This is a genomic window from Echinicola salinicaeni, assembly GCF_014280965.1.
Lineage (GTDB): Bacteria > Bacteroidota > Bacteroidia > Cytophagales > Cyclobacteriaceae > Echinicola > Echinicola salinicaeni.
The window spans coordinates 436,622-459,543 of record NZ_JACODZ010000005.1; the positions used below are offsets into that span (position 1 = coordinate 436,622).

Here is a 22,922-nt window from a genome sequence, read left to right on the forward strand (position 1 = left end):
CTTCAATTAGAATTTCACACTTAGGTTAAAACCATAACTCCTCGTCTGAGGAACACCATACCACTCTAGTCCCTGTCCATTGGATGAACTATAAGTGGACTCTGGATCTATATTATCCACATTACTATGGATCAACCAAAGGTTTCTGGCAATCAAGGATAAACTCACACCAGTAAAAGGCGTATCCCTCAAAAGGCTACTTGGAAATACATAACCCAAAGAAACCTGTCTTAATTTGATATAATCAGCACTGTAAACAAAGTACTCAGTAATGGAAGCTAAGCGGCTATAATAGTTCTGGACAGTAGTGATACCCTGGTTATCCGGATCGCTTGCGGCAATCTCCCAAGTGGTAGGAACACCACTTTCATCAACACCAGAAATGGTCAAGCCATTCTCCCTGCCTTCCAAGGTAGCCTTATGCATACCGTTGGAATAAGAGTTGGCATTGGTACCTGAAAATAGAGAACCTCCAAACTTAAAGTCTACCAAAAATCCTAAGGTAAAGTTATTGAAGGCAAAATTGTTATTCCATCCACCGGCCCATGGCGCTACTCCATCACCCAAATAAAAAGCTCCAGTCTCTTGTACGGGAAGTCCATTGGCATCATACACTTTTTCGCCGTCTAAAGTCATGTGTTTCAAACCAACAATCACACCATAGCCTCCTTCCATGTACATCTGGGTTTCTTCATCCACATAAGGAATTCTGTGCTGTATACTCGCTCCACCACCTCTTGGCGATTCCACGGAAAGCACTTTTGAATCTCCAAACAATTGATCCACATCATTTTTATTATAGGAGAAGTTCAAGCTCGTATTCCATCTCAGCTGACTACTCTCCAAAATAGATCCAGTCACCAATACTTCATGACCCGAATTGGACACCTTACCTACATTTACAGTAGCGTTTCCATATCCAGAGGTTTGTGAAATGGTCGCTTGGATAATATCATCCCTCGTCTCCCTATTATAATAGGCATAATCTATACCTAAACGATCTTCAAAAAACCGAATATCTATACCTACCTCAAACTCATTGGTCCTCAATGGCTTCAACTGACTATTAGGCACACTGGTCTGATCGATTCTACCCAATGCTGCACCATTATGCCCCTGACCAAATAAACTATAATTAAGTATTAATTGGTAGGGATCGGTACCTCCACCAGCTCCTGCCAAAGACGCTCTTACTTTACCAAAGGAAATCCAATCAGGTAATTCAAATGCTTCCGAGAAAACAAAACTAGCCCCAACACTTGGGAATAACAGATCATTGGAGTCAGTTGGCAATGTAGAATACCAGTCATTTCTGGCTGTAGCATTTATGAACAATAAGTCCTTATAAGAAAATTCTGCTGAACCATACAGCGAATTTATCCCAAATTCCCTGATACTGTAAATAATGGATTGTTGTCCACCATTTGGCAAAGTATGTAAGAAGGGTACATTGAAGTTCGTGGCCCGACCACCAAGGACCTCATATTTATTGGTCATCGTACTTCCTCCTACAAATGCGCTGATGCCAAAATCACCCCACTTATGGTCAGAACCTAACATCCAGTCCATATTAATTTCTCTTACCCGATGTTCTTCCTCATTTAGGGCACCCAATTGAATATAAGCAGTACCATAAGGCTCGAGACTTCTTCTTCTAGAAGTATAAAAATCCGAACCTATCCTACCTTGCAAATACAGCCAATCAGTGAAATCATATCTTGCCATCGCTGAGGCAATTACCCTGTCCCTGATATTAGAATTTTCAAATTGGTAGGCAGCCCAATAAGGGTTTTGGGTAAAGGTATTATCGACATACTGAAGCTCGTAGCCATCAGGCCTTGCCCCCAGCTTGTTGGGATCACCCTTCAAATCCAATACATTGATACTTGGAGGCAAGACAGAAAGTGTTGCATTTCCATTACCAGGTGCATCAGATAGTCTAGCTCGATTGGTTACATCTTCTCGAGAATATTGAACTTTAGCAGAAAGGGTTAATTTTTCAATATAATTGGCATTAGTAGACAAGGTAGCTGTTTGCCTATTCATGCCCGAATTAGGAGTAATTGACTGATTTCTCAAATCGGATACTGAAAACCTAAAAGTCTGTTTGTCATTACCACCGCTCAAGGCAACGGTATTGGTCCAAGTAGTTCCTGTTCTGTAGTACCTGTCAAAATTATCTCCAGCATAAACATAGGGGCGCTGCTCACCATCAAATTGATAAACCATCGATCCATCCAATTGACCTCCCCAAGCAGAATTACCATATAAAAATCCTTGCCCTGCATTAGCTGGTTTTAAGCCAGCATTACCATGTCCATATTCACGTTGAAAATCAAATCTATTGATAATCCTATCGGCCGTGAACTGGGAATTTACTTCTACCCCTATTCCTTTTCTATTTACCCCTTTCTTAGTGGTAATCAGTACAACACCGTTAGAAGCCCTGGAACCATAAAGTGCGGCTGCAGTATTACCTTTAAGCACACTCATGGACTCGATATCATCAGGATTTATACTTGTCAATCCATCTCCCCAGTCAACACCACCCCACATACCTGCACTTCCTAACTGGGAGTTATCCATCGGAACCCCATCAATCACAAACAAAGGCTGGTTTTGACCACTCAAAGAAGAATTACCTCTAATAACTATCCTACTGGAACCAGCAACACCTGATCCAATATTACTTACATTTACCCCGGCAACGCGACCCTGAATTTGGTCTCCCAAACTTATTTCCCGGGCTTCAATCAAATCCTCTCCACCTACTTCAGTCACTGAATAGGCCAAGGATCGTTTTTCTTTGGCAATACCCAATGCGGTCACCACCACCTCTGATAAATCCGCTAAATCTTCCTCTAGCGTCACATCAAGGCTGCTGCGATTACCTACTGTAAACTGTTGGGATATATAACCGACAAATGAAAATTCAATTACCGTTTCATTGGTAACACTTATGGAATACCTACCATCAAGGTCTGTCACAGTACCCGTATTAGTAGCTGTATTCCGGACATTTACCCCCGGTATGGGTTGTCCATCTGAGGAGCCTATCACGGTTCCACTCAGTACTCTATCTTGCGCCTGGACTTCCAGGTTGATCATTAGTGCCATAGAAAATATGGCCAGTAAAATTTTTCTCATGAATTATTGGGTTATGTTAAGGTTAAGATGTAATAATCACTTGCATAATCAAGTTCAAAACAACAATGTGTTTTTCCGGGTGCACTGAGGTGGGTAGTTAAATGTGCTGGGTAATCTTAACTGGGGTAAACTTTAGAAATACTTCTTTTATTTACTATCGCATACATCCATTAACGATTTTTTGACCTTCTTGGATGTGTCCTAATAAATATAGGAATTTCAATCAAAACACAAAACATATGATCTGTAATTTTACAAAATCTGTATATCCGCAAAGATACCAGTAGCTTTTTGTAAATAAGATATTCTTTCAGTAAGAACACAAAAGTGCAAAGAAACGATATTTTATTCCATGCAAATCTGTCTTCCGCTAGGTAGATCTGTGGAATCTCCCGATAAATCTGGACAGGCTGTGAGAAACAAGTTTACTGGTGTAATAACGGATAATCATATTACGAAAAATAAGACAAGACAAATCCTAATTCGAAAAATATAGAAAATTCAATTAATCAAATACCTTAACCTAATCTTCATTCAACAATTGCCCAAGCTCCGGGAAATCTCCTCCGCGGGAAGGGCAGGCCTTGGGAAACCAGATGACTGGCGTGAAAATAATCCAATATTAATGAATTTAACATTTTTAACGTTCTTGCATTAACCCGTCTTTATCCCCTAGTTAAGCCGTGTTTATCCCGTGTTTTAGCCGTGTTTCTCTTATTAGAAACTTAGGTTTGTCTTAGGGTCATCTTGGGCTTGCCCTCACCTTAATTCCTAGAATAGTAAGGGAACATACCCTCCAGTATTTTAGCTATAAGAAGCTTGAGCCCCCTTTTTCATATCACCATGATAGGGCAATCCCCCTTCAACTATAAAGGAGTTGAGGGGCTGATTTGATTTTTCGAATGATTTGGGCATTAGATTGTTCAGATAAGATTTTCTTTCCTATACCTGATTTCGATGAACCCATAGGCCTTAATTCTCACCATGTAAATTTGTAGCATTGGACTTATAAAGAAGCATTCTGAAGGAACAGCTACATCCTAAACGCTCCAATTATTCCATTTAGTTAGGTTAAACAACCTATTTACTTGTAGGGGAACACATTTAATAACATGATTATAAATTATTTTTTCTAGAAAAAACCAACGCAAACTGACCATTAAAACTATTTAGTAACCAAAATGCAAAAGCATCCTATTGATAACTTCAAAAGTTTGGAATGGTTTTGGCATTACACCTTACAAATCAATTCATAAACAAAAAAGTTGAATTAACTATGTAATAATTACATAATATCATCAAACCCAAAAATTCTACCAAACCAACTTTACTACCTCAGATTATTAAACTAAACCACAGAGTTATGAATAAGCAGAAACTAAATAAATGGTTGGGTGTATCCCTTTTGATGTGGTTAACAATTACAATTGTAAGCCCAAATCAAGCTAAAGCAGAAGCTCCTATTGGAGTATCATTCCAGGTATTTTACGATCAATTATCCCCACATGGTGATTGGGTAGAAGATGCTCGATATGGGTATATATGGTTGCCTTATGTAGATCAAAACTTTCATCCTTATGGGACAAATGGACACTGGGTAATGACCGAGTATGGAAACACTTGGGTATCCAATTATAGCTGGGGATGGGCCCCTTTTCATTATGGAAGATGGCTATATGATGATTATTACGGATGGGCATGGGTTCCTGGATACGAATGGGCTCCTGCTTGGGTAAGTTGGAGAAATGGTGGCGGATATTATGGTTGGGCACCTTTAGGCCCAAATGTTTCAATCAGTGTAAATATCGGGATTCCTAGTTTTCATTGGGTATTTGTTCCTCATAGAAGATTTACCCATAGACATGTATACCGATACTATGCCCCTAGAAGGAATATAGTGAATATATACAACCGCACGACTGTCATCAATAATACGGTGATTTATAATAACCACAAATATATAGGTGGACCCAAAAAGCATCATATCGAACGATACAGTAGAAGAAGCGTACCTGTTTATCGAGTGAATTCCAGTCGTAGACCAGGAAGAACAAATGTCAGCAGGAATGTGGTAAACGTTTACAAACCACAAGTAAGCAGAACTTCTGGGAACAATAGATATAGCATCAAGCCACGAAAAATCACTAGTCGTCAAAATGCAAGAGTCAATAGAGCAAAATCTATTAGAGGAAACGCTGCTGTCAGAAGCAATAGAAATAATACCAATTCCAGAACCTACAGAAGCAATAATACAAAAAGAACTGCTTCTCCATCTTCTACTTACAGAGGTAATTCCTCAGGTCGATCTGGAAACACTTATTCCGGAAAACCCAAAACAATAAAAGCAACTCCTTATCCAAATAGCAGAACTAACAACAAGGTAAGAAGTTCTAGAAGTACATACGAATCTAAAAGAAAGACCTATTCTGACAGAACCAAGGCTACAAAAGCTAGCCCAAACACAAGAAAAAGAAATAGTCCAAGCAGGGTATCAAGTCCTTCAAAAACAAATAGGCAAGTAAAAAGCCAACCTTCTAGAAGTAGAACTTCTGTAAGCAAAAGTACTCAAATCAGAAGAGCTCCTGCCACAAGAAGCAGTTCTAGAAGTTCGAATACAAGTACCAATAGCAGAAGGTCCTCAAGTGGCAGTAGAGGCCGTTCAAATAATTAATTGGTGAGAAAAGATTAATGTTAGGTGATAGATTATTAAAAGCTTGTCAGATGTTCTGGCAAGCTTTTTTCAACTAAAACTTAAAATACAAATTTCATCTATCACAATGGTCTTTTTATAAAAGGACTATATTTAAGGTATTTGATATCCAGTAAAATATAGCCTTAAAACACCTTCTAGGGGCATCTAATGCAATTAATTACAGAATTCCTTCAAAATAATAATCCATATTGTATCACCACAAGTACCAGATTTACAGGAACAAATCTATCACAGCCAAAATTCAATCCTATTTATAAGGTTAAATCTCTTGGTCAAAATCCTTGAAAACTAAATAATCTCCCTATATTCACGTTTTTAATAGCATAAACTTAAAAAATTTAACACTATGAGCAGATTCACAGAAGTTAAGGATTTGATTGATTCTTTAGAAGATGATTTCGAAAAGTTCTACGAAAAAGGAAACAAAGCCGCTGGTACTCGTGTAAGAAATGGCATGCAGGCAATTAAAAACCTTGCTCAGGACATCAGAAAAGAAATTACTGAGATCAAGAATTCAGAAAAATAATTGATCAAAAAATGCCGATAATATTTATTATCGGCATTTTTCATTTAGGACAAACTAAGACCTTACAGTTCCCTAATTGAAATATTCTTAAATTTCACTACTGAGCCATGGCCTAGAAAGCCTATATGCCCTTTTTCCCTTAATAGTCCAGGATGATTCTTTCCATCAAGTGTTCCGTCTTCACTGGCCTTTTTAATATCCCCCTTTAGAATAGTTTTACCATTAAGGATCACTTTAATTTTATTTCCCTTTACAATAACTTCTTCACTATTCCACTCTCCTACAGGTTTCAAATACCCCCTTTTTGCAGGTATCACACCATATACAGAACCATGATATTGATATTCTTTTAGATCAGCATATTTGCTTGCAGTATTATCCAGAATCTGTAATTCCATACCGGCATAAGCAGCATCTCCCTTTAATGGTGCCCTAATTCCCAAACCATTATTCGCTCCGGGAGTCAATAGGAAGTCAAACTTAAAGTGAAAATCCGCATATTCCTTTTCCGTATATAAATTCCCGCTTCCTCCTCTATCGGGACGAATGACCAAAACACCATCTTCAACTATATAGTCGGTCTTGTTCCCTACCCATCCAGTAAGGTCCTTGCCATTAAATAATTGCGTAAATTCTTTTGGCTTGGCCTCCCCTAAATTTGGTAGTAGACTCAGGCCTGTAAGCACTAGTGTACTTTTTTTGATAAAATCCCTTCTGAGGGTTTCATGATTTGTTTTCATGATCAGTATTTATTGTTAGTTAATACAAGTGTTATATCATGTCAATATAATAGAAAAGAGTCTCTCTAGGGAAGAGACCCTTTTTAAAAAAATCTATAATCCAACTACTCAAAATCTCCTTCGAAGTCCTATCAAAGGCTTGGGTCGAATGTACCACCCCATCCTTCGTTTTGCTCTAAGTTTGGGTTCCTATCCAAAACAGCTTTCTGGATTGGAAAGAAATAATAGTTTTCTGGTAAGACACTAGTCTGTACGCCAGACCTTGGTACCTGCAATACAGAGTATTTAAAGTTTTCAGGAACTAATTCATAATCATCTGCCAAATCCCTAGCTTCCGATAATGGCATTTCAGTACCGTTCTCATTGATGGCTATCGCCTCCACTCCATGCTTTGCCGCACCATTCAACCTGTCTAGCATCCTAAGTCTTCTTAGGTCCCAAAACCTATGTCCCTCAAAACAAAACTCGATATTTCTTTCGGCAAGGATAGCTTCTCGCATTTGTTCTCTTGTACTGGCTGTAATTCCATAATTACCATTATTCCCAGGCTCAATTCCTGCTCTTTCTCTGATCTGCTTAAGGATATCCATCGCTGTTGTCAAATCACCCGTTTCATTCGCTGTCTCTGCATAATTTAACATTACTTCAGCAAATCGCATCAATACAAAATCTAAGTCATATTGCTGTACTTCTGCCTGGGTCAGGTTGAGAAGACTGTTTTTCATGATAAAAAAGCCTGTATATCTATCCAGATTAGTGGAATTCGTCTGGGCTGCAGGGTTAATTCCAAAATCATCCAATTCATGTGCTATGCCCAAAGACGTGTATTGCCTCTTCCCTGATTTATTGGAAACTTCATAAACTTTCCCATTCCAAACTATGGATTTATCAAACCTTGGATCTCTGTTCATCCAGTAGTTTTGAAGAAATTCCTGTTCTGTCATATAGTAGGCTCCCGTAGGGTCATTGTATAGCTTTCCATCTTTCATTGGAAAATCCTTAACAAATTCCCAAGTAGGAGTTGCTGAAGCGGGCCCCCTACTTTCTGAACCAGGTCTTACCCCATGATCCCAACTGGCTGTTTTATTAGGATAACTATTGATAACAGAAAATACGACTTCCCTATTTCTCTCTTCTAAGGCGATGTTAGAATAATCTTCTACTAGGCCATATCCTTGCGATAAAAGCGATTCATAAGCCAGCTTATTGGCCTCATAAGCCTCATCCCAGTAAGCATTGTCCCATGGTTGAGAGGGATTAAACTGGGGAGAAGCTTTGTACAATAATACTTTCCCTTTAAATGCTTTTGCAAAATTACCATCTATTTTCCCATAGTCTCCTGAAGTGGTTGATATATGTTCTGGTAATAGGCTAATGGCCATATCCAAATCTTCCTCAAGAAAATCAAAGCATTCAGCGGTACTGTTCCTGCTGACATACAAATCATCTTCATACCTATCTTGTGGCTCCTTGATATAAGGCACCCCACCATGGTACATGACCATATCAAAATAGGTATATGCGCGCATAAAATAGGCCTGGCCAAGAATATTATCCTTCACCTCATCGGATAAAGTTCCACTTTGAACATCTACTATAGCCTGATTGATTAATCTAATCCTATTATAATTCCAGTTTTTATAATTTCCGTTCGAGATGGTAATTCTATCTTCATACCATACGATACCTGCTATTTGCTGACTGGTACGGTCAGCTCCAGAACTCCAATTTCCAAACATGCCATATAAATTGGCCATATAGGCATTGGCAAGATTTTCATCGTTCCAAACGTCTTCCGGATTGTAATTGTTGATATCTTCAATATCCAGAATCTCTGAACAACCCGACATCCACACTAATATTGCTATTGTATATAATATCTTTTTCATCTTATTGCTGGATTAAAATTTAACGTTAAGACCTAAGGTCAATGAGCGCATCAATGGGAAAGAATCATAATTCTTTTGCTCAGGATCATGGAATTCTTTCACATCAGAAATAGAGAAAATATTGGTTCCATTGAAAAAGATCTGTGCACTGGCCACATTGAGACTCGAAGCCCATGATTGCGGTAGTGAATAACCTAGGTTGAGGTTTTTAAGCCTTAAATACGCGCCATTTCTTATCCAAAAAGAAGTAGACCCTGTGCCTGATTCATACCAGTTTTTTCCAATTGGCCTAGGATATTTTGCATCTGGATTATCTGGCGTCCATACATCATCAGCCCAAATTGGATAATAAGGACGAATAGATCCGCCATGTTGCCTCATACCTGCTCCCTCTTGGTTGCTGATGATTCTATCATATACACCTACCCCCTGAAAGTGGCTATTTAGACTAAAGTTGTTCCAATTAACATTGAATCCAAAGCCATAATTAATTCTGGGAGCTGCATTTTTTGACAATAATTGGAAATCATTACCATCAATTTTCCCATCAGGCCCAGGAGAAAATCCATCTCCCCTTACATCTTCAAAATACAATCCACCCAAGTAAGGGTCCCTGCCATATTGCTTAAAGCCTTGCTCCAATAATTCATCAAGCTGTTCTTGGGTTCGGATTATACCTAAAGCCCTTAATCCAAAAATTCTGTTGATAGGCTGACCAATCTTTGACTCAAATTGTCTATTTCCTCCCTCTTGATAAATTGGATCCTCATCAATAACATCCCATTGGTCCCTCGCAAATCCCAAATTTCCATAAATAGAATAGTCTACCTTTCCGTCCATTGCCATATCTCTCCACATCAGAGAAAGTTCGCCCCCTCTCCAAGAGCGCTCTGCATAATTTTCCGGAGCCAAAGACTGACCGTAATTATCCGGTAAGGTCACTAATCTTGAACCCAGAATGTCGACTTCTTTTTTGTAAAACACATCAATTGAACCTGTCAGTCTAGTGTCCATCAATTCAAAATCAAACCCTCCATTCAAGGTGGTAGAGGTAGCCCAAGTCAAATTAGGATTCGGAGTTGCTCCCGGGCCTATCCCTCTGTATAGATCGTTTCCAAAAATATAACTTCCACTATTACTGTAGGTTTTGACAAAAGAAAATGGCAGAATTCTATTGTTATTTACATCCAAATCATTACCTGTGGTTCCATAGGAAACTCTTAATTTCAAATCATCCAACCAGCTTTTTGTATTAGCCATAAATCCTTCATCACCAATTCTCCATGCCGCTGAAACAGAAGGGAAAAAACCCCATCTTCCCTCATTTGGAAAAAGAGTATTGCCATCGTACCTGAAAGAAAATTCTGCAATATATTTTTCAGCATAGTTATAATTGGCACGACCTATCAATGACTGTCTAGCTCCAATAGATTCATAACCTGACCCATATCTCCTTTCAGCATCTGTTGAATAAACAAAGGACTGATCATAATTGGTAACAGGGTCTTCCATCCTAGCTGTGGCTCCATAAAGACCATTCTCAGCTTGCTCATACACCAACATGGCATTAATACCATGCTTATTGAAATTTTGGCTATAATTCAAGAACCAATCAAATTGATAAGACCAATAAGTATTGATCTCGTAACTCAAAAATTCTTGGTTTTGGCTAAAAGTAAATACATTATATTTATCCGGATCTGGTGCTGCAGGGATAAACCGGTTGCCATCTGGATCAGCCTGATTGAACACATAATTTTTCTGAAAAGTCAAGAATTTCTTTCTCATATAATCCTTGGCTAAGTAATTCCCTACCACCTTAGTACTAAGGCCTGGAATAACATCCCCTAGATCAATATCTAAAGTAAGAATAGAATTCAACTGTCTTTTCTTGGTTCTGATATAACGATCACCAACAATTTGATCGATCACACTCCAGGCTAACCAACTTCCCATGGGAGTTTGAACCGGATAATCTGTGACATAATCAGCAGGAGTTCCGTCTTCTTCTAAATAGTAGGGATATACTTTTGGCCAATTAAAGGTAACTCTATACAAATCAGACACATCATAATCATCATCTGGGGAAAAAGGCCAATAAAACCTATTATGGTTCTGTTGGGTCGCAGCCACATTTAAACCTAACTTGATTCGTTCAGAAATTTGTGCATTGACATTGGTTCTAAGGTTAAATTTCCCATGATCCAAGCCTTTATAACTACCTTCTTCTCCCCTGTAACTTAACAAGGAATAATAAGTCAGTTTTTCAGTACCACCAGTGACACTCAAAGAGTAATTTTGACTCCACGGGTTTTGCCAGATAAAATCATTCACATTATAGCTTCTATTGCTAAAATAAGCGAACTCTTCTTCACCATTTGGAGGAGTAGTTCCATTAAATTCAGCCACCCTGTTCTGATAAATCAACTCATCTGTAGCAGTAGTCTTATCCGACAACAAGGTTTGTGTGGGTGAAAAGAAAGCATAAGATGTTTGAAAATTAAACATGGGCTTCTGCTCGACACCCTTTTTCGTAGTAACCAAAACCACCCCATTCCCAGCTCTAGAACCGTAAATCGAAGCCGTGGCAGCATCTTTCAAAAAGCTTAGAGACTCAACCTCATTTGCTTCCAAAGCATCAAAAGCTTCTTTATCCCTTACAATCCCATCAATTACATAAAGGGGATCTCCAAAGCTTCCTCTAATTCTTATGGAGGAAGAGGCTCCTGATAAACCTGAAGTCCCAGTCACATTCACCCCTGGAGCACGCCCAGCAAGGGTATTCGAAAGGCTGTTGGCTGGAATTTGATTCAGTTCATCAGCTTTCACCGAGGTAATCGCCCCTGTTAGGTTTACCTTTTTCTGGGTACCATACCCCACGACTACAAATTCCTCCAAGGCTTTGGCATCTTCCACAAGGGTGATATCAATGATGGATTGACCATTTACCTCAACCGTTTGGCTGGCATATCCTATAAAGGAATAAATCAATACACCGCCCTCTGGAACAGAAATAGCATATTTCCCATCAATATCAGTCACGGTACCTGTACTAGTTCCCTGAACAGTAATCGTTGCTCCGGGTACAGGCTGTCCTGTCTCATCCAACACAGTTCCTTTCACTTCCACATCTATGGATATATTTTCTGTTAATATCGCATTTCCAACATTCTTTTTTTGACCAACATGGATTACATCGTTTATCCTTTTGAATTCCAAATCAGAATCCATTGAGATTTTTCTTAGCAAATCCGCTAATGAAATATTATCTGGAATATTCTTCTTTCTAAAACCTTTTCGGTTGATGTCTCTCTTTCGGTAACTAAAACTAAATTCTGTCTCTAATTCAATTTCAGAAAATATCTCCTCAATAGTAGATTCATTTCCTTTAAGGGTAACGAAGACTTCCTCCAGACTGGACTGACCCCTGGTTTCTCTTGCCAATAAGCTACTGAGAAACAAGCATTGGATCACCATTCCGAAAAAGGCATACTTTCCCACGGTTACAATTTTTTTTAGTAACTTTGTTTTCATGTTTAAGTTGTTTTATGATAATAAATTTGTCTAAAACACAATCAGATCATTGGACATTGCTGAACCGCCAAATACAGCTTTGTTCGATGATCTATTTGCTTATGATTAAAATGGATTTTTTACATAGGCATAAATATTAATTAGTAAATTGTTATTTGTTTTTTTTGAATTTTATACTTAAAATCAAAAGTCACACTCAGGCCTTCAAGGACATTATCAAGTGATTGGTTTTCAAACTTTCCAGTAAAATCCTTTCTCGAAGAAAAATCCTTTCTGACCTTAAATTCACATCCATACCACCGCTCAAGTACATTGATCACTTCATGCAAATTAGAAGAATTGAAATATATAATATTGTCCTTCCAAGCAAACACCTCATCATAATTCACTTTACTCAGCTCCCATTTATTCGAAACTGTGGAAAATTCAACTGACTCCATAGGCAATAATGTATGATTATCCTTTTGATCACCAAGATCATTAAGTTCATCGCTAACAAGCACCTTTCCTGTCAATACAGCCACTTTGGTATTTCCTTCCTTGGGTATATCTCTCACTAAAAATGAAGTCCCCAAGACCTTGGTAATCATATTGGCTGATTGAACTACAAATGGATGTTCTGGGTCTCGATAAACATCAAAAAATGCTTCTCCTTCCAAGTGCACTACTCTCATGTCACCGGAAAATTTCTTAGGAAAACTTATTTTACTTCCTGCATTTAAATGAACGGAACTTCCATCGGACAAAACAATTTTTAGTTTTTGTCCCAACTTCGTCTGTTTCGTTACAAGTGAATCATCCTTAATTAACACTGACTCTTCTACCTGTGAGTTATTATACCACACAAAAGTAAAAAAGGCTATTAACACAATTGAAGCAGCTACTTTTACCGCTTTCAATAACCAGGAATTAGTCCGTACTGACCTATTATTGGTATACTCAGCTAATTCTTTTAATTTATCTTCCTTTTCTATTCTACTTTTGATCTTCAAAAGCATTTCTGCACTATCAACCTTATTATCCCCCTCATGATCTGATGTAAAAGCTTCGAAAGCCCTATCCAAATCTTGTTTCCCAGTTTCGGAGTTTATCCAAACCAATATTTTATGCACTTCCTCAGGAGAACAATCGCCTTTGAAAAATTTATTTAATAATTCCCGACTCATTTATTTTTGATTTGATACTTATACTCAAAAAGTCCATTCATCCCCCAAGCGATAAGTTAAATTTTAAAAAAAATTTTTCATATCACTAGATTCATGGAATTTATAACCTATCACAATGTAGTTTTATCAAAAATTCAACTTTTATTTCTTAATCCACCATATATTTTAAATATTTACACTAGAGCTATAATGGATAAATTTTTAATTATATAAAATGAACTTAAAACTAAATGAAATAGCAGACGGAATTAAGAAAGGAAATCAAAAGGATTTTGATCGCTTATACGCTCTATTTCATAAAAAAATATACTTTTTCTGTATTCAGTATGGCTTATCTGTTTCGAATGCTGAAGAAATCACTCAAGAAACATTTGTTAAACTTTGGTGCTCAAAGAAATCCATAAATCCAGACAAGTGCATTAAATCCTATTTATATACCATTGCGAAAAACGTCATCATGGATGAGTTCAAAAAGCAAATTAGATTAAAGGCCACCAAAGAATATCAAATGCAGCTTATTATTCCCAATAACAATACCCAATCCACGGTGGAGTACAATGAATTAATGGGAATAATAGAAAAAACACTGACTTGTTTGCCAGAAAGAAGGAGATTGGTCTTTGAATTGTCCAGAATGAAAGGATTATCCCATAAAGAAATTTCTGAACAACTGGGGATCTCAACTAAGACAGTTGAAAACCATCTTAACCTTGCTTTACAGAATTTCAGGGAGGTTTTTCAAGAATCAAAAATCATATCCCTCGCTTTAATATTAATTAGTTTCTCCTCTTTGCATTAAGTTAAAAAACAGCCTATATTTCTAGAAAAGGAACCATTTAAGGCCTTTTAGTCGTACTAAATAGTAGAATACTGAAGTAAACTGTAAAAGGTATGCAAACCCTATCCAAGACAATTCACCCCAAAAGTCAATATATGAAAACCATATTCTCAATCATTTCTATATTTTTTATGGTGGCAATCATTAGCAAAGCCAACGCACTAGATTCATCCTTTCAAGCAGAAAGAGACACAGCAACCTTTGCCGCCGGCTGTTTTTGGTGCACTGAGGCGCAATTTTTACAACTTGAAGGAGTCAATAAGGTCATTTCTGGCTATACAGGAGGAACTGTCAAAAACCCAACTTATAAACAGGTTTGTACGGGAAAAACAGGACATGCAGAAGCCATCCAAATCATTTTTAACCCAAACACAATTAGCTATGATGAGCTATTGGAAGCATTTTTTATTTCCCACGACCCCACCCAGTTGAATAGACAGGGAAATGATGTAGGCACCCAATACAGATCGGCCATATTCTATCATAATTCAGAACAAAAAGAAAAAGCCAATTACTATATCAAAAAACTGACTGAAGAAAACATCTATCCTAAAAAGATTGTTACTGAAGTATCTCCCGCTGGTGTATATTATGTGGCAGAAGACTACCATCAAAACTATTATGCGCTCAATAAAAACCAGCCATACTGCCAATTTGTAATTACTCCAAAACTGGAGAAATTCAAAAAAGTATTCAAAGAAAAGCTTAAATAGGTCTTTTTGACAAGTAAGCATTTAAACTGATCAGTCATGAAAAAATTAATCCTTTTGGTATTGTCACTAACTGTTATTTATAACTGCAGTATGGGACAAAGCAATACAGAAAAAGTTGAAAACCCCTACTATTCCAGAACCGACACCAGCAAACTTCAGGTTGCTGACACAGAATGGAAAAAGATACTTCCTCCCTTCCTTTATGCTGTAGCTAGAGAAGCAGCAACTGAAAGGGCCTTCACCGGAAAGTACTGGAATGCAGATGCAAAAGGCACCTACTACTGTGCGGTGTGTGGCAATAAACTCTTTCTTTCAGAAGCAAAATTTGAAAGTGACTGTGGATGGCCTAGCTTCTTTGAAGCGGTGAGAAAAAACAGTGTAATCTATAAAGAGGATAACAGTCATGGTATGCAGAGAATCGAGGTGCTTTGTGGTAGATGCGAATCCCACCTTGGTCATATCTTCAATGACGGTCCGCCTCCTACCCATAAGCGTTTTTGTATGAACTCCATTTCCCTAGACTTCGAACCGCTCCTAGGTGCTATTTCCCAATGAATATAGAACCACTCAATACATAAATTATTGTACAATCCTGTTTTAACAAATTTTCTGTTAATACCAATTTACTAATGTTATGGATTAAGTATAAGTTGAATTAGACCTCAGGCCATTAAACACTGCTTATCACTTATACTTCTTCAATTTATGCCATGGAATACCTTTCATAAATCCATTAAATACCAGTCCTGACTTGTTAGCCATATCATTGTATGAAAGAGGAAGGGAAATCAGTTAGTTTGGAAACGCTTTCCCAGCACCATTGAAGTAAATCTGACTGTTTATGAGATAAGGGCAAAACACAAGCACTAATAGTCATTTAAAGCAATTCTAACCTTAAAAACATTCTAATTTGTATTTCTAGTTCAATATAGCCCCAGTGAACAAGAAAATACCAATCATTTTTTTCAGTTTCCTTAAGTTTTAATTGTGCATATTTGTTTAAATTAAATGAATGCAGATTAGCAATTCATTAGCCCAGATAACTAAACTCATTTGTGACAAAATGAAATCCCCCTGCTTAATATTTCTATACATTTTTGTAATGGCCACCCTATTTTCTTGTGGTCCTGAAGAAGACGCCAAACAATATAAAATTGGTTTTTCCCAATGTGTCAGCAACGACGCTTGGAGAAAAGCCATGCATGACGAGATGTACCGTGAACTTTCCTTTTATCCTGATCTAAGCCTGGAAATCAGGGATGCTCAAGGAAACAGTGCTACCCAAATTCAACAAATAAAAGAATTGGTAGCATCTGGGATAGACCTATTAATCGTTTCACCCAATGAATCCTCTCCCATTACCCCCATAATAGAAGAAATCTTTCAAAATGGTCTTCCTGTAATTGTCGTTGACAGAAAAACCTCCTCAAACCTATATTCTGCCTATGTGGGGGGCAATAACTATGAAGTAGGTTATACCGCAGGCCAGTACATTAGAAATGTCCTGAATGGCAAAGGAAATATTTTGGAAATCTGGGGGCTTAGAGGCAGCTCCCCGGCTGTAGAAAGACACAGAGGGCTGCTCAATGCTTTTCAAGGTTCAGACATCAATATTGTCACTGAGATCAATGGGCAATGGGAAAAAGACACTGCTAAAAACCAACTCAGTGAACATCTGTTAAAAGAAAACATTCCTGAATTTGACTTAATATTTGGCCATAATGATGTAATGGCCATTGGAGCACATGAAATATGTAATTCATTAAACATCAATAATAAAAAGTTCCTTGGTGTAGATGCCCTTCCTGGACCATACGGTGGTATCCAAGCAGTAACAGATGATGTTCTTGATGCTACTTTCTTCTATCCCACCGGCGGAGACAAGTCTATAGAGGTGGCCCATAAAATCCTCACAGGTGATTTCTTTGAAAAGGAAAATATCCTACAAACAGCTGTGGTAGATTCTTCAAATGTCCGCATTATCAAACAGCAAACAGATAAAATAATAGATCAGCAGGATAATATTATCCGACAAAGGGACCGGATCAATATCCAAATGGAGATATACAAAAACCAAAGAACTTTTTTATTTGTTTTTGGCCTCACCTTACTGATAGCCATCATTTCACTTATCTATATTTTCAAATCACTAAGGGATAAACAAGAAATCAATGAGGAATTAAAAAACAAAAACAAGGAAGTATCAGAACAAAAAGACAAAGTACTTGAACTTTCCCAAAAAGCTGAAAAAGCCACACAACAGAAATTTGAGTTTTTCACCAATATCTCTCACGAATTCAGAACACCTCTTACCCTAATCCAAGCTCCCGTTGAAGACCTGCTGAAGAACAAAGAGGCTGCTCCATTTAAGCCTGATCTATTATTGATTCGAAAAAATTCAATGCGCTTACTTAGACTGGTAAATCAATTAATGGATCTGAGAAAATTGGATTCATCAAAAATGTTTGTAAAAGCAGCCGAACATGAAATCATACCTTTTTTGGAAGAAATCATGTCTTCTTTCAAAAAATTGGCAATGCAAAATGGCATAACCTTCAAATTAATAGCTGATGACAGAAACATCAAGCTTTGGTTTGATCCCATGATGCTGGACAAAGTAATGTTCAACCTACTTTCTAATGCTTTTAAATTCACACATGAAAAAGGAAGCATTATCATTAAAGTAGAACAAAACGCTCTAGCAAATGAAGTGCTCATAAAAGTAGAGGATACAGGAGAAGGCATGTCCAAAGAATCTGTAAAACATATTTTTGACCGCTTTTATCAAGGAGAAAATTTTTCGCAATCTGGTTCCGGACTTGGCTTGGCCCTATCCAAGGATTTGATCGAACTGCACCATGGATATATTAAGGTGGAAAGCCAGCCAGGAGAGGGAACTAATTTTACCGTACACCTAAAAAATGGAAAAGCTCACTTTAATTCCTCCGAAATAATAGAAGGAGAATTCCAGCAATATTTTTCAGAGGAGAGTATAAGTTTTGAAGACTTTGAACCTGTACCAATTGTTGAGGATAGCACTGACTCTAAAGAAAACACAATACTTGTCATCGAAGATGAAAAGCCTATAAGGGATTACTTATGTAAACAGCTAGGGAAATACTTTAATATCATCCAGGCTGAAAATATTGAAACAGGTATTGGCAAAGCCCTCGATCAAGTTCCCGACTTGATCACCATTGACCTGATGCTTCAACAAAAAAATGGTTTTGATATCGTCAAGGCATTAAAAAATGATATCAGGACTTCACATATACCTATCATCGTAATAACAGCCAAAAAAGGCATTGAAGAACGAATAAAGGGAATCAAATTGGGAATAGACGATTATATTACCAAACCCTTTAGCTTTGAATTGGTTTTGGAAAGAATAAAAATGCTTTTAGCCAATAGACAAAAGTTAAGAGAACATTATATCCACGAATTACCTGTCGAAAACACCGCCCAGACCAAACAGTCTCCAGATAAAAAGTTTGTAAGTAATTTCACCTCACTGGTAGAGAAAAACATATCCAATTCCCAATTTGGTGTAAATGAAATTTGTCAGGAAATGGGCCTTTCCAGAGGCCAGCTTTACAGAAAGCTAAAGTCACTCTTGGGATATAGTGTCAATGATTATATTAATAAAGTAAGATTAAAGAAGGCTAAACACCTTCTTCTTACGGAAAATTCTCCCATTGCAGACATTGCCTTTCAGGTAGGGTTTACTACTTCAGCCTATTTTTCTACTGCATTTAAAAACCATTTTGGCATTACTCCTTCTGAGTTCAGGGATCAACAACATCAAAATTGAACTATTTTTGAAACAAATTTGAAAGCCTAACACAAAATTGAAAGTATAAAAATCTATAAAACCACTCCGAAATCGATTGAAATCACCTTTAATCGTTGATTTTTTATTTATCAAGTTCCTTTACGCTGAAATTATAATTTTTTGAAACAGAATTAAAATTTTTCTCCACTCCTACTTCATAGCTTAGACATAACAATAAGCCATGAAGAAAATAACCATATATTATTTCGAAAAAAACCTTACATCCTCTCTTTTATTTAAACACCCTTTAAAAGTGATTGTAAGAGAAAACCATAAACGGTTCTGCCAACTATTTATGGTTTATGTAGATCTATATTATAAAGTTCTTAAAACTGTTTATGCCAGTAAACTAACCATAAACAGGGAGAATCAAGACCACACATTCCGGACCATATATATTTTTATGGCAATCCCCCTTATTTATATAACAGACACTATTCTCTCCTTTCATTTCTCTGTTGAATTTATCAGTAGCCTAGCTATTTGTGCTTCTGCTATTATCCACCATGACTACCTATTTGAATCCTTCAATAAAGTCACAAAAAGAAGTTATAACCCGGCCTTTGAAAAAACAGGAACATTAATTCCGGCAGGTAAATCTATGCTTTAAAAAATCAACCTAAACAATAACTAAAATAACAAAATGAAAAACCCATTTACCCTATGAAAACAATTGTATTAAGTCTATTATTTGCTCTTTTACTTGTTTTGCCACTAATGGCTCAAACCAGTGAAATCAGGGGCAAAGTAACCGACCAGTCCACAGGAGAAGCACTTCCTGGAGTGACTGTGCAAGTACAGGGCACCACTCAAGGTGCCATCACCGATTTAGATGGAAACTATTCCATCACAGCTGGTCCCGATGCAATTTTAGTATTTTCCTTTATTGGATATGCATCAGTATCAGAAACAGTCGGCAACAGAAGTATTATAGATGTGATCCTAAGTCAAGACATCTCCAATTTGGAAGAGGTGGTAGTCGTAGGATATAGTTCACAGAAAAAATCCGATATGACCGGAGCTATCGTGGCTGTTGACCTGGCTCCATTAGAAGGACAAAGTATGAGTACCGGTAATCCCATGCAGGCCTTACAGGGCCGTGTTCCAGGTTTATATGTAGAAAAATCAGGTGATCCATCTGGTTCAAATAGTAGAATTCTGATCCGTGGGATAACCACCTTGGGAAATAACGATCCATTATATGTGATCGATGGAGTTCCAACAAAAAGACAAGAGGTTTTTGCCAGTCTTAATCCCGAGGCCATAGAGTCTGTGCAAGTCTTAAAAGATGCATCTGCCTCTTCTGTCTATGGTTCCAGGGCCGCCAATGGAGTAATTGTAGTTACCACTAAAAACAAAAGTCTTGGTGGAGATAAGTTTAGCGTAACCTTTAACACCAATGTTTCAAGACTATCTGAAAAGCCACAACGGTACGACATGCTAAATGCAGTTCAAAGAGGTGAAGTGCTTTGGCGCGCTTCTGTCAATGACGGGGCTGATCCGGCAGGTGGTTATGGAGAAATCTACAATTTTGACTGGAATGGGGATTTTGACAATCCAGTTTTGAACAGTGTTACAGTTCAACCTTTCGTAGGTGGAGACGAAACCGTCCCTGCTGGAGATACCGATTGGCAAGACGCTACTTATGAAACAGGCTGGGCTTTCAATAATGAGTTGACAGTAGCAACCAATTCAGAAAAATCATCCCTAATGGTCAATTTAGGCAATTACAAAAATACAGGGATGCTTAAATACACCAATTATGAACGAAATACAGCCCGGATAAATGCCAATACTTGGCTCTTCGAGGATGTTGTGAGATTTGGAATCAACACCCAGTTTAGCTCATCAAATGAAACACTGGCTACCCCTGATGTAGGTAGTGCTCCTACCCCGGGATTGGCCATTTATATGGCTCCTACTATCCCAGTCTATGACATCAACGGTAATTTTGCTGGTCCTCTTGGAGCTGGATATTCCGATAGGAATAACCCTGTACTAATGCAGTACATCAACAGATGGGACAACACTCGAAAGAATAATTTTTATGGTAATGTATTTGCTGAAATCAATATTTTGGAAAACCTGAAATTCCGTACCAGCTTGGGGCTTGACTATAGTGATTTCCAGAAAAAAGATATTGAGCCTAAAGTCAATAATGGCTTTATTACCAGAAGTAATAACAGGCTAATATGGGACACCAATAAGTTCACCAGCTTGGTATTTTCCAATACCCTAAACTACCAACTAACTAAAGGTCCACACAGATTTGAAGCACTTTTAGGAGTTGAATCCATTAAAGATGACTTCAATAGTCTAATTGCCACTGCAGATGGTTTTGCGGTTGAAACTGAATCCTATTTTGTCCTGGATGCTGCCACGGGAGCAAGAACTTCCAATGGCCGGTCAACAGGCAATCGATTATTATCCCAGTTCGGAAAACTGAACTATGCTTTTGACGATCGTTATTTGGCTTCTTTCACGCTTAGACGTGATGGTTCTTCCAGATTCGGTAGCAATAACCGATATGGTGTATTCCCAGCTGCTACCGTCGGTTGGAGAATAAGTAACGAAGAGTTCCTTAAAGACAACCCTACTCTTTCTGATTTGAAATTAAGAGTTGGCTATGGTGAAGTTGGTAATCAGGAAATTGGAGACTTGGCCAGGTTTGGTCTATATGAGTCCAGATATGGCCCCAACCAAGCCCAATATATCGGTGGTTTTTTTGAAATCTACTATAATGTAGGAACAGCCTATGATATTAACGGGAACAATACAGGAAACCTTCCTTCAGGCTTCGTATCCATACAAGCTGAAAACCCTGATTTGAAATGGGAAACCACCAAAGAATGGAACTTTGGCTTAGATTTCAGCCTGTTCAATTATGCCATCAATGGCTCCTTTGACTATTTTACCAGAGAAACCAGCGATATCCTAACTACCCCTCCAATTGCCTCGGTAATAGGAGAAGGACAACAGCGTGTATTAAACGGCGCAACTACTAAAACCAATGGTTGGGAGCTTGCATTGAACTATGCCAAAGACTTTGATAATGGCCTGACCTTTACAATCAATACCAATTTTGGGGCCTTTAATGATGAGATAACGTATTTACCTGAAGAAGTAAGAGCAGCTTTTCCAGGAACTGCACAAAACTCGATCATTGGCCATTCTCAATTTTCAATATTTGGTTACCAGTATGATGGACTTTTCCAAAGCCAAGAAGATGTTGACAATAGCCCAGATCAAGTAGGTGCTAGACCAGGAGGTTTGAAGTTTAAGGATATCAATGACGATGGGGTAATTGATTCTGATGATAGGGACTTCATCGGCACCACACTTCCTGCCTTGGAATACGGTGTAGGTATAGATCTTTCCTATAAAAATTTCGATTTCTCCATTTTTGGTTCAGGTGTTACTGGAAGAATTGGACAAGACCCCTATATTTTCTGGAACAACTTCGTCCAAGGACGGGAAAACGCAGGTCTAGGTGTTTTGAATGCTTGGACCCCTGAAAACACTAATACGGATATTCCTTCTTTATCCCTAGCCTTCAATGATCAAAGAACTTCTGACTATTTATTCAGAAACAATTCGTATTTCAAAATCAGAAACCTACAAATCGGTTACTCTTTACCTGAATCCATCATTAACAAATGGGCTGGGATGTCCAGATTGAGGGTTTATTTCCAAGGTGAGAACCTATTGTATTTTACACCTAGTGGCTATATCGGCTCAGATCCAGAGCGTACCGATTCAAACAGAATTCCGGTGCCTACCACGCTTTCACTAGGACTTAATGTAAACTTCTAAAATTGGAAATC

13 protein-coding genes are annotated in these 22,922 nt (G+C 37.9%); 8 read left to right on the plus strand and 5 right to left on the minus strand.

Annotated features, from left to right (window positions below; translation table 11 throughout):
* Positions 1–6 precede the first annotated feature (6 nt).
* Positions 7–3,147: a SusC/RagA family TonB-linked outer membrane protein gene (locus H7U17_RS11800; protein WP_186756925.1), complete on the minus strand. Its 3,141-nt coding sequence runs from the start codon at positions 3,145–3,147 to the stop codon at positions 7–9.
* A gap of 1,363 nt (positions 3,148–4,510) precedes the next feature.
* Here H7U17_RS11800 and H7U17_RS11805 point away from each other — a divergent pair.
* The gene (locus tag H7U17_RS11805) at positions 4,511–5,818 is read left to right on the plus strand and encodes a DUF6600 domain-containing protein (RefSeq protein WP_186756926.1); all 1,308 of its coding nucleotides are present in this window, start codon (positions 4,511–4,513) and stop codon (positions 5,816–5,818) included.
* Positions 5,819–6,206: 388 nt separating this feature from the next.
* The gene (locus H7U17_RS11810; RefSeq protein WP_186756927.1) at positions 6,207–6,386 is read left to right on the plus strand and encodes a histone H1; all 180 of its coding nucleotides are present in this window, start codon (positions 6,207–6,209) and stop codon (positions 6,384–6,386) included.
* A 62-nt stretch (positions 6,387–6,448) separates the two neighbouring features.
* Here H7U17_RS11810 and H7U17_RS11815 read toward each other — a convergent pair whose 3' ends face one another.
* The 4 genes from H7U17_RS11815 to H7U17_RS11830 all read right to left on the minus strand — a co-directional run bounded on the left by H7U17_RS11815 (position 6,449) and on the right by H7U17_RS11830 (position 13,715).
* Positions 6,449–7,126, minus strand: coding sequence for a 3-keto-disaccharide hydrolase (locus H7U17_RS11815; protein ID WP_186756928.1), 678 nt, complete (start codon positions 7,124–7,126; stop codon positions 6,449–6,451).
* Positions 7,127–7,257: 131 nt separating this feature from the next.
* Positions 7,258–9,015, minus strand: coding sequence for a RagB/SusD family nutrient uptake outer membrane protein (locus H7U17_RS11820; RefSeq protein ID WP_186756929.1), 1,758 nt, complete (start codon positions 9,013–9,015; stop codon positions 7,258–7,260).
* A gap of 12 nt (positions 9,016–9,027) precedes the next feature.
* Positions 9,028–12,549 carry a SusC/RagA family TonB-linked outer membrane protein gene (locus H7U17_RS11825; protein WP_186756930.1) on the minus strand — a complete coding sequence of 1,174 codons (3,522 nt, stop codon included), beginning with the start codon at positions 12,547–12,549 and terminating at the stop codon, positions 9,028–9,030.
* A gap of 140 nt (positions 12,550–12,689) precedes the next feature.
* Positions 12,690–13,715, minus strand: coding sequence for a FecR family protein (locus H7U17_RS11830; RefSeq protein ID WP_186756931.1), 1,026 nt, complete (start codon positions 13,713–13,715; stop codon positions 12,690–12,692).
* 214 nt (positions 13,716–13,929) lie between these two features.
* Here H7U17_RS11830 and H7U17_RS11835 point away from each other — a divergent pair, with 214 nt between their 5' ends.
* The 6 genes from H7U17_RS11835 (at position 13,930) to H7U17_RS11860 (ending at position 22,911) form a co-directional block, all read left to right on the plus strand.
* Complete coding sequence (locus H7U17_RS11835; protein ID WP_186756932.1) at positions 13,930–14,514, plus strand: RNA polymerase sigma factor; 585 nt, start codon at positions 13,930–13,932, stop codon at positions 14,512–14,514.
* Positions 14,515–14,684: 170 nt separating this feature from the next.
* On the plus strand, positions 14,685–15,266 hold the full coding sequence (gene msrA, locus H7U17_RS11840) for a peptide-methionine (S)-S-oxide reductase MsrA (RefSeq protein WP_222439201.1): 582 nt from the start codon (positions 14,685–14,687) through the stop codon (positions 15,264–15,266).
* Positions 15,267–15,302: 36 nt separating this feature from the next.
* Positions 15,303–15,821 carry a peptide-methionine (R)-S-oxide reductase MsrB gene (gene msrB, locus H7U17_RS11845; protein ID WP_186756934.1) on the plus strand — a complete coding sequence of 173 codons (519 nt, stop codon included), beginning with the start codon at positions 15,303–15,305 and terminating at the stop codon, positions 15,819–15,821.
* A gap of 547 nt (positions 15,822–16,368) precedes the next feature.
* On the plus strand, positions 16,369–19,077 hold the full coding sequence (locus tag H7U17_RS11850) for a hybrid sensor histidine kinase/response regulator transcription factor (protein ID WP_230981376.1): 2,709 nt from the start codon (positions 16,369–16,371) through the stop codon (positions 19,075–19,077).
* Between the two features lie 202 nt (positions 19,078–19,279).
* Positions 19,280–19,708, plus strand: a complete 429-nt coding sequence (locus tag H7U17_RS11855) for a hypothetical protein (RefSeq protein ID WP_186756936.1) — start codon at positions 19,280–19,282, stop codon at positions 19,706–19,708.
* A 53-nt stretch (positions 19,709–19,761) separates the two neighbouring features.
* Positions 19,762–22,911, plus strand: a complete 3,150-nt coding sequence (locus tag H7U17_RS11860) for a SusC/RagA family TonB-linked outer membrane protein (protein WP_186756937.1) — start codon at positions 19,762–19,764, stop codon at positions 22,909–22,911.
* Positions 22,912–22,922 lie beyond the last annotated feature (11 nt).

Coding starts and splice junctions, on each gene's coding strand:
- H7U17_RS11800 (WP_186756925.1), bottom strand. CDS start 3,147: ATGAGAAAAATTTTACTGGCCATATTTTCTATGGCACTAATGATCAAC.
- H7U17_RS11805 (WP_186756926.1), top strand. CDS start 4,511: ATGAATAAGCAGAAACTAAATAAATGGTTGGGTGTATCCCTTTTGATG.
- H7U17_RS11810 (WP_186756927.1), top strand. CDS start 6,207: ATGAGCAGATTCACAGAAGTTAAGGATTTGATTGATTCTTTAGAAGAT.
- H7U17_RS11815 (WP_186756928.1), bottom strand. CDS start 7,126: ATGAAAACAAATCATGAAACCCTCAGAAGGGATTTTATCAAAAAAAGT.
- H7U17_RS11820 (WP_186756929.1), bottom strand. CDS start 9,015: ATGAAAAAGATATTATATACAATAGCAATATTAGTGTGGATGTCGGGT.
- H7U17_RS11825 (WP_186756930.1), bottom strand. CDS start 12,549: ATGAAAACAAAGTTACTAAAAAAAATTGTAACCGTGGGAAAGTATGCC.
- H7U17_RS11830 (WP_186756931.1), bottom strand. CDS start 13,715: ATGAGTCGGGAATTATTAAATAAATTTTTCAAAGGCGATTGTTCTCCT.
- H7U17_RS11835 (WP_186756932.1), top strand. CDS start 13,930: ATGAACTTAAAACTAAATGAAATAGCAGACGGAATTAAGAAAGGAAAT.
- msrA (WP_222439201.1), top strand. CDS start 14,685: ATGGTGGCAATCATTAGCAAAGCCAACGCACTAGATTCATCCTTTCAA.
- msrB (WP_186756934.1), top strand. CDS start 15,303: ATGAAAAAATTAATCCTTTTGGTATTGTCACTAACTGTTATTTATAAC.
- H7U17_RS11850 (WP_230981376.1), top strand. CDS start 16,369: ATGGCCACCCTATTTTCTTGTGGTCCTGAAGAAGACGCCAAACAATAT.
- H7U17_RS11855 (WP_186756936.1), top strand. CDS start 19,280: ATGAAGAAAATAACCATATATTATTTCGAAAAAAACCTTACATCCTCT.
- H7U17_RS11860 (WP_186756937.1), top strand. CDS start 19,762: ATGAAAACAATTGTATTAAGTCTATTATTTGCTCTTTTACTTGTTTTG.